Consider the following 5,999-nt stretch of genomic DNA (forward strand, 5'->3'; position numbering starts at 1 on the left):
TCCAGCCCGAGCCGACGGCTCCCGCCATCCTCCCGCCCACGCCGCTCCCGGCGCCGGTCCCCGCGCCCGCCGCCGACCCCACGCCGGTACCGGCGGCCATCACCGCGCCCGGAGCGGTGCCCCCGCAGGCACGTCCGGGCGCCGGGGGACGTGGCATCGCGCTGGCCGGGCTCACCGCGCTGATCGTCTCCGTCGGCCTGGTGGCCGGCGGCCTGGCGTGGGTGACCGCGCGGTCGGCGGGCACGGCGCAGACGCCGGTGACCTCCCCGACCGTGCGGGTGACGGTGTCGGTGACGCCCTCGACCGAGCCGGTGAGCCGGCAGACGCCGCAGGAGACCTACCAGCAGCGCGACCAGAATCCGCCTTCCAGGAGGCCTGTCTCCTCCGCCACAGGTGGTCAGCGCACGGCGCCCGCCAGGAAGAGTCCCAAGCCGGAGAAGACCAAGGACAAGGGCAAGCCCTCGTCCCGTCCGACGCCGGAGCCCACCAAGCCCAAGAAGACCGACAAGCCCGCCGACAACGTCATACCGCCCGGCGAGGGCGAGGCCGATCCGCGCGGCGACAAGGGCGGCGGAGACCAAGGCGACAGCCGGGGCGACCCGCGTCAGAACGACGGCCGCGCCGTCATCGACCACGGCATCCCCGTGCCGGGGGTGTAGCCCCCCGCGCCGGCCTTACGGCTCCGGCTCGTCCCCCGGTCAGGATTCGGCGCGGACACGGTCGAGAGCCCTGGCGAGCTCCTCGGGATAGTCGCTGGTGAAGGTGACCCACTCGCCGCTCGCCGGGTGGTCGAACGCCAGCGAGACCGCGTGCAGCCACTGGCGGGTCACGCCCAGCCGGGCCGCGAGCGTGGGATCGGCGCCGTAGGCCAGGTCTCCGACGCAGGGGTGGCGCATGGCCGACATGTGGACCCGGATCTGGTGGGTGCGGCCCGTCTCCAGCTTGACGTCGAGCAGCGACGCCGCCCGGAACGCCTCGATGGTGTCGTAGTGCGTGATCGACGGCTTGCCCCCCGCCACGACCGCGAACCTGCCGTCGCCGGAGGGGTGCCGGTCGATGGGGGCGTCCACGGTGCCGCGCAGCGGGTCTGGATGCCCCTGGACGAGCGCGTGGTAGTGCTTCTCGACCGTGCGCTCCTTGAAGGCCCGCTTGAGCCGGGAGTAGGCCATCTCGCTCTTGGCGACCGCCATGACCCCGGTGGTGTTGGCGTCGAGGCGGTGGACGATGCCCTGGCGCTCGGCCGCGCCGCTGGTCGCCACCCGGTGCCCGGCGCCCAGCAGGCCTCCAAGGACGGTCGGGCCGGTCCAGCCCACGGTGGGATGCGCCGCGACGCCGATCGGCTTGTCGATCACGATGATGTCGTCGTCCTCGTACAGGACGCTCATGCCGGGGACGGGCTCGGCGACCGGTGTGGGCATGGTGGGCGGCGGGGGGATCACGACCTCGAGCCACGCGCCCGCGTGCACCCGGTCGGACTTGGCCGCGGCCGAGCCGTCGACCTGGACGTCACCCGCCGAGATGAGCTCGGCCGCGCGGGTGCGGGAGAAGCCGAACAGCCGCGCCAGCGCGGCGTCCAGGCGCTCCCCCTCCAGCCCGTCGGGCACCGGAAGGCTGCGCTGTTCACCCATGCCGCTCATCTCCACGCTCGCCCTGCTCGACCTTGTCGCCCTGCTGCGCGGTGTGCTCGTCCCCCACGCGGGACCCGTCGACCTGGTAGCCCCGCCAGGCGAGGAAGACCGCGAGGATGCCGCCGCAGACGATCGCCGAGTCGGCGATGTTGAACACCGGGAAGTGCGTGACGGGGAAGGCCTCGATCCAGTCGACGACGTGTCCCTGGAACAGGGCGGGAGAGCGGAAGACGCGGTCGGTGAGGTTGCCGACGGCGCCGCCGAGCAGCAGCCCCAGGGTGATCGCCCACGGGACGCTGCGGAGCTGGCGCGCCGTGCGCAGGATGGCGACGACCACACCGGCCGCGATCACCGTGAAGATGATCGTCATGCCGGTGCCGATGCTGAACGCCGCTCCCGAGTTGCGGATCACCCGCAGCCGGAGCAGGTCGCCGATCACGCGAACCGGCTCCCCGCCCTCCAGGAACTTCACCACAAGGGTCTTGCTGGCTAGGTCGAGCACGTAGATGAGCACCGCCACCACCGCGAGGGCGCCGATGCGCTTGGCGCGCAGCGGCTCCGGCCCGTCGGTGGTCTCCGGCGATGCGTTCAGCGACGCTCCTCCCGCTGCTTGCACGACACGCATAGCGTCGCCCTCGGGAACGCCTGGAGGCGTTCCTTGCCGATCGGCTTGTGGCACGATTCGCACACTCCGTATGTTCCTGCGTCGATGCGGGCGAGCGCCCGCTCGTTCTGCGCGACCAGATCTCGCGCATTCAGGGTAAGGGCGATCTCGCGTTCCCGCTCATAGGTCTTGGCGCCCGCGTCCGCCTGGTCGTCCCCCGCGGTGTCGCTGATGTCCCCCGAAGCGATCTGCGACTCGGACCGGGCGACCTCGGCGTTGAGCTCTTCGATCTCGCCCTGGAGGCGTCCGCGGACCTCGGACAGCTCCCCGTCGGTCCACCCGGCGCTGATACCCGTTTCGGTGGTGGTCTTCGCCGCACGCGTCATACCGGCCATGAAGGCCTCCTCGCCGATCGCCTGATGAGCAGTGCGGGAAGCATAGGTCGGCCATATCGGAAGAACAAACGACGCGCCGACCGTTTACGTCATCAGTAACAGCGCAGCCCTTTCGGTCAATTCCTGCTCATTACCGATGATCTCCAGGATCTTATCCATGCTTGTCGGTCCACTTACCAGGCGTACCTCCGCGAGCCGCACGTCGAAGGCGGCGCCGACCTCGCTCAGCACCGCCGCCGTCGGCCTTTCCGTCCGGCGCCCGGGTGTTCGCGTCCGGCCGATCGCGCCGCCGCCGTAAGCACCGGCCGCGGATTCGCGCGCGGCGGCCGGCCGTGCACCGGCGGCCACCGCATAAATGGGTCGGCGCTCTCCCCGGAGTGAGATATCGTTTTAGTTTGCAAGGCGTTGATGGGGACGAGTACCTCCGTGCCCTACTCGCACGAGCGACCCGGGGATGGTGTGAGCCCGGGGCGAGAGCCGGAGGGAAGATCACCCCGGAGCCGCCGGAGGAACGGCAGCGATCAGCCCGACGGCTGCGCGGCCCAGTAGAACCGGCAGCGATGACAAGAGTGGGCCTCTTTTCGGGAAAGCTTCTCCGGAGGGGGCCAAGGAGGGTGGTACCGCGGGGCCGTCGGCCTCGTCCCTCCACGCCATGGAGAAACGCTCGCGTGGAGGTATGCCCCTACGATGTCCGCACCCTACTTCCGCCCGCTCCCCGCGCAGGTCGACCTGCCCGCCTTCGAGGCGGAGGTGCTCGACCGCTGGCGTGACGGCAAGGTCTTCGAACGCTCGCTCGAACAGAACGCGGACGGCCCGTCCTGGATCTTCTTCGAAGGGCCTCCCACCGCCAACGGCATGCCCGGCGTGCACCACATCGAGGCGCGTGTCTTCAAGGACGTCTTCCCCCGCTACAAGTCGATGCGCGGGTTCAACGTCCCCCGCAAGGCCGGCTGGGACTGCCACGGCCTGCCCGTCGAGGTCGCCGTCGAGCGGGAGCTGGGCCTGTCCGGCAAACCCGAGATCGAGGCGTACGGCATCGCCGAGTTCAACGAGCGCTGCCGCGAGTCGGTGCGGCGCCACGTGGACGCCTTCGAGGAGATGACCGAGCGGATGGGCTACTGGGTCGACATGTCCCAGGCCTACCGCACGATGGACCCCTCCTACGTCGAGGCCGTCTGGTGGTCGCTGAAGGTCATCTGGGACAAGGACCTGCTGTTCCGCGACTTCCGCATCACTCCGTACTGCCCGCGCTGCGGCACCGGCCTGTCCGACCACGAGCTCGGCCAGCCCGGCGGGTACGAGAACGTCTCCAGCCCGTCGGTCTACGTGCGGATGCCGGTGACCTCCGGCCGCTTCGAGGGCACCGACCTGCTCATCTGGACCACCACGCCGTGGACGCTGGTGTCCAACACCGCCGTGGCCGTCCACCCCGGCGTGACGTACGTCGTCGCGGCCAAGGACGGCGAGCGGCCGGTCATCGTGGCCGAGCCGCTGGTCGAGAGCGCGCTCGGCGAGGGCTGGACGGTCACCGACCGCCTCCAGGGCTCCGAGCTGGAGCACACGCCGTACTCCCGGCCGTTCGAGCTGGTCGACATCCCCGGGGCCCACTACGTGGTGCTGGCCGACTACGTCACCGTCGAGGACGGCACCGGCCTGGTCCACCAGGCCCCGGCGTTCGGCGCCGACGACATGACGACCTGCAAGCGGTACGGCCTGCCGGTGGTCAACCCGATCGGCCCCGACGGGCGCTTCCTGGCGAGCGTGCCGCAGGTCGGCGGCCAGTTCTTCAAGGACGCCGACGAGGGCCTCACCGAGGACCTGCGGGCCCGTGGCCTGCTCTTCCGCGGCAGCCACTTCGAGCACAGCTACCCGCACTGCTGGCGGTGCCACACGCCGCTGCTCTACTACGCGCTCCCCTCCTGGTACATCCGCACCACCCGGATCAAGGACCGGCTGCTCGCCGAGAACGAGCGGACCAACTGGTTCCCGGCCACGATCAAGGAGGGCCGCTACGGCGAGTGGCTCCGCAACAACGTCGACTGGGCCCTGTCCCGGTCGCGTTACTGGGGGACGCCGCTGCCGCTGTGGGTGTGCTCGGCCGACGAGTCCCACGTGACCTGCGTCGGGTCGCTGAAGGAGCTGGGTGAGCACGCCGGGCTCGACCTGTCGGCCCTCGACCCGCACCGGCCGTTCGTCGACGACGTGACCTTCGCGTGCCCGACCTGCGGCGCCGAGGCCCGCCGAGTGCCCGACGTCATCGACGCCTGGTACGACTCCGGCGCCATGCCGTTCGCCCAGTGGGGCGCTCCGCACGTCAACAACGACGTCTTCGAGAAGTCCTACCCCGGGCAGTTCATCTGCGAGGCCCTGGACCAGACCCGTGGCTGGTTCTACTCGATGATGACCGTCGGCACGCTGGTGTTCGACCGGTCGGCGTACGAGAACGTGCTGTGCCTCGGCCTGATCCTCGCCGAGGACGGCCGCAAGATGAGCAAGCACCTCGGCAACGTGCTGCAGCCGATCCCGCTGATGAACGAGCACGGCGCCGACGCGCTGCGCTGGTTCATGGCGACCTCGGGCTCCCCGTGGGCGCCGCGCCGGGTCGGCCACGGCACCCTGGAGGAGATCGTCAGGAAGGTCCTGCTGACCTACTGGAACACGACCTCCTTCTTCACGCTCTACGCCAACGCCGAGTCGTGGTCGCCCGCGCGGCTGGCCGAGGCCCCCGCGTACGCCGACCGCCCGCTGATCGACCGCTGGGCGCTGACGGAGCTCAACCGCACCGTGTCCGACGTCACCGAGGCGCTGGAGACGTTCGACACCACGCGGGCCGGGCGGCGGCTGACCGAGTTCCTCGACGACCTTTCCAACTGGTACGTCCGCAGGTCACGGCGCCGGTTCTGGTCGGGCGACGTCTCGGCGTTCGCCACGCTGTACGAGTCCCTGGAGACGGTGACGCGGCTGATGGCGCCACTGGTGCCGTTCCTCACCGACTACGTGTGGGACGTGCTGCGCACCCCCGAGGCGCCCTCCTCGGTGCACCTGTCCACGTGGCCCGAGGTGAACCAGCAGCTGCTCGACCCGGGCCTGTCGGAGCAGATGGCCCTGGTACGCCGCCTGGTGGAGCTCGGCAGGTCGGCGCGCGCGTCGAGCGGCGTCAAGACCCGCCAGCCTCTCGGGCGGGCGCTCATCGGCGCCTCCCGCTGGGCGTCCCTGCCCGGCTCGCTGCGCGAGCTGATCGCCGACGAGCTGAACGTGCAGGCGCTGGAGGACCTGTCGTCGTTCTCCGCCGACCTGGTCTCCTTCACCGTCAAGCCGAACTTCCGCACGCTCGGCAAGCGCTTCGGCAGCGGCACCAAGGACGTCGCGGCG

5 protein-coding genes and 1 pseudogene are annotated in these 5,999 nt (G+C 70.7%); 2 read left to right on the forward strand and 4 right to left on the reverse strand.

The annotated features are described in order from the left end of the window. Nucleotides 1-659: pseudogene (locus AB0O34_RS35850) on the forward strand (hypothetical protein); the annotation flags it as partial. Between the two features lie 39 nt (nucleotides 660-698). On the opposite strand, the gene AB0O34_RS35855 reads toward AB0O34_RS35850, so the two are convergent. The 4 genes from AB0O34_RS35855 to AB0O34_RS35870 form a co-directional block, all read right to left on the reverse strand. Beyond that, entirely contained in the window at nucleotides 699-1,628 is a 930-nt protein-coding gene (locus tag AB0O34_RS35855; protein ID WP_363923288.1) for an RluA family pseudouridine synthase, read from the reverse strand. Further along, nucleotides 1,621-2,253 carry a signal peptidase II gene (gene lspA, locus AB0O34_RS35860; protein WP_363923290.1) on the reverse strand — a complete coding sequence of 211 codons (633 nt, stop codon included), beginning with the start codon at nucleotides 2,251-2,253 and terminating at the stop codon, nucleotides 1,621-1,623. The genes AB0O34_RS35855 and lspA overlap by 8 nt, the downstream gene beginning before the upstream one ends. After that, a complete protein-coding gene (locus AB0O34_RS35865) occupies nucleotides 2,217-2,618 on the reverse strand; it encodes a TraR/DksA C4-type zinc finger protein (protein WP_363923296.1) in 402 nt (133 codons plus the stop codon). Before AB0O34_RS35865 ends, lspA begins: the two co-directional genes overlap by 37 nt. A gap of 93 nt (nucleotides 2,619-2,711) precedes the next feature. Beyond that, the gene (locus AB0O34_RS35870; RefSeq protein WP_363923292.1) at nucleotides 2,712-2,975 is read right to left on the reverse strand and encodes a DUF167 domain-containing protein; all 264 of its coding nucleotides are present in this window, start codon (nucleotides 2,973-2,975) and stop codon (nucleotides 2,712-2,714) included. 339 nt (nucleotides 2,976-3,314) lie between these two features. Here AB0O34_RS35870 and ileS point away from each other — a divergent pair. Next, the coding region (gene ileS, locus AB0O34_RS35875; protein WP_363923294.1) for an isoleucine--tRNA ligase at nucleotides 3,315-5,999 on the forward strand (2,685 nt) is incomplete at its 3' end.

The sequence above is a fragment of the Sphaerisporangium sp. NPDC088356 genome (assembly GCF_040685555.1).
Classification (GTDB): Bacteria; Actinomycetota; Actinomycetes; order Streptosporangiales; family Streptosporangiaceae; genus Sphaerisporangium.

Bases quoted from the DNA above. Each gene is read 5' to 3' on its own strand.
- lspA (WP_363923290.1), bottom strand. From the start codon at position 2,253: ATGCGTGTCGTGCAAGCAGCGGGAGGAGCGTCGCTGAACGCATCGCCG.
- AB0O34_RS35855 (WP_363923288.1), bottom strand. From the start codon at position 1,628: ATGGGTGAACAGCGCAGCCTTCCGGTGCCCGACGGGCTGGAGGGGGAG.
- AB0O34_RS35865 (WP_363923296.1), bottom strand. From the start codon at position 2,618: ATGACGCGTGCGGCGAAGACCACCACCGAAACGGGTATCAGCGCCGGG.